Origin of the sequence: Mesorhizobium sp. M7A.F.Ca.CA.002.05.1.1, from assembly GCF_003998335.1 — a bacterium.
In the GTDB taxonomy this organism is placed as follows: domain Bacteria; phylum Pseudomonadota; class Alphaproteobacteria; order Rhizobiales; family Rhizobiaceae; genus Mesorhizobium.
Genome location: NZ_RZQI01001185.1, coordinates 1 through 1,463, shown reverse-complemented (window position 1 = coordinate 1,463; position 1,463 = coordinate 1). Strand labels below are relative to the sequence as shown.

The following is a 1,463-nucleotide window of genomic DNA, read 5'->3' as shown; positions in this document are numbered from 1 at the left end:
CTCAATGGCGGCGAGATCATCGACGTCAGACGCGCGGGCCGTGCGGATCTCGGCAGGCATGCGGCTTCAGAAAACCTCGATTGGTGGTGGAAATGGCCCTACTCGAACACGTCCTTGACGCCGACCAGGGCGTTGGGAAAACCGGCGTCCACCTGGGCGCACAAAGTCCGCTCCACCACCTTGAATCTTCGCCTCGTGTTTCCAAAAACCGCTTCCGATTTTCGGGGCGATGCGACGGCATTCATCAAGCGCTATCGCACCTCGATTAGGGCCGAATTGTGACAAATCCGACGCCGACTCGACGGGTGTGAAAGGGCCCTTCGGCCGGATCGGCATTCGCGGATCGACGGCACCGGCAAAAGCAATGCCGTTCAGCTTGCCAGCCCGTTCACAAGTTGCGTGTAGGCGCTCCTGGCAACCTCGGCCAGCCGCTCGCGCGGCAAGGAGCCGACCACGGCGCAGCCATAGCCCTTGTCCAGCCAGTAGACGGCCTCGGGTCCATCTTGCGCGGCGGCGTAGGTGCCCTTGGCATTCTCCGTCGATTCCGTGGTGACAAACAGCGATATACGCTGCCCATTGCCGTCCTCGTAAAGCAGCATGGCGGCCTTGCTCTCGCCTGCCGGCAACAGCCGGCCGCCGACCAGCTGGAATCCGTCGGCGGTCAGGTCCGGCGCCACCAGATTCAGCCCTATCCGGTTGGACAGCCATGTCTGCAGATGGTCCTTGTCGCTGGCCGGCACCTCGACGGCATGCCGCTTTTCGGCGGCATAGATGACATGAGCCGCGATTGCCTGCTCGGCCAGCCGATCTTCGGCCGGGTCCTCCTGGCCGATGCCATCGATGCCGGCAAAATAGCCACCAAGTCCGCCTACGGCCAGAAGCACGGCGGCAGCAGCGGCAAGCCACCAGCGTGAGCGTGACACAGCTGCCTTGACCGGCACCTCGCCAAGCACGACCTTGCGCAAGTGCCCAGGCACGGCTTCGTCCAGCACGTCGGCGAAGGCGGCACGCAGCGCCGCCCGGTCGGCGGTGAAACGGGCGCTCCTGGCCTTCATCTCGGGATTGGCGTCGAGCCAGGCATCGTAGGCCGCGCGCTCATCGCCGGGCAGCTCGCCATCGAGCGCCATATGGATGTCACGTTCGGAAAAGTCGCGGCGGATCATTTCTCGACGATCCTTATCGCGCGGCGGCGCGCCGTGTCGTCCAGCAACCCGCGCAATTCCTCACGCCCGCGCGCAATGCGCGACATCAGCGTGCCCGCAGGCACGCCCAGAATGTTGGCGGCTTCGGCATAGGAAAAACCTTCGATGGCAACCATGACAAGGGCTGCGCGACGGTCGGGGCTGATCGCCTGCAATGCGTCGACGATCTCGCGCGAGGCAATGCTCTCCACCTGCTCGGCCGGCTGGGCAACGGCCTCGCCCGCCTCCAGCGGCAGCATCGCCGCCTCGCCGCGGCGGTTC

3 protein-coding genes are annotated in these 1,463 nt (G+C 65.2%); 1 reads left to right on the top strand and 2 read right to left on the bottom strand.

Going from position 1 to position 1,463, the window contains the following annotated elements; genetic code table 11:
- Positions 1 to 282: hypothetical protein (locus tag EN939_RS38350; protein ID WP_164751503.1), on the top strand; the 282-nt coding region annotated here is incomplete at its 5' end.
- 89 nt (positions 283 to 371) lie between these two features.
- Here EN939_RS38350 and EN939_RS33930 read toward each other — a convergent pair.
- Together EN939_RS33930 and EN939_RS33925 are read right to left on the bottom strand one after the other, a co-directional pair.
- Positions 372 to 1,163 (bottom strand): anti-sigma factor family protein, encoded by a 792-nt coding sequence (locus EN939_RS33930; protein WP_127271681.1) that lies wholly within the window; start codon positions 1,161 to 1,163, stop codon positions 372 to 374.
- On the bottom strand, positions 1,160 to 1,463 hold a 304-nt coding region (locus EN939_RS33925; protein ID WP_272483132.1), incomplete at its 5' end, for a sigma factor-like helix-turn-helix DNA-binding protein. The genes EN939_RS33930 and EN939_RS33925, both read right to left, overlap by 4 nt.

Bases quoted from the DNA above. Each gene is read 5' to 3' on its own strand.
- EN939_RS33930 (WP_127271681.1), bottom strand. From the start codon at position 1,163: ATGATCCGCCGCGACTTTTCCGAACGTGACATCCATATGGCGCTCGAT.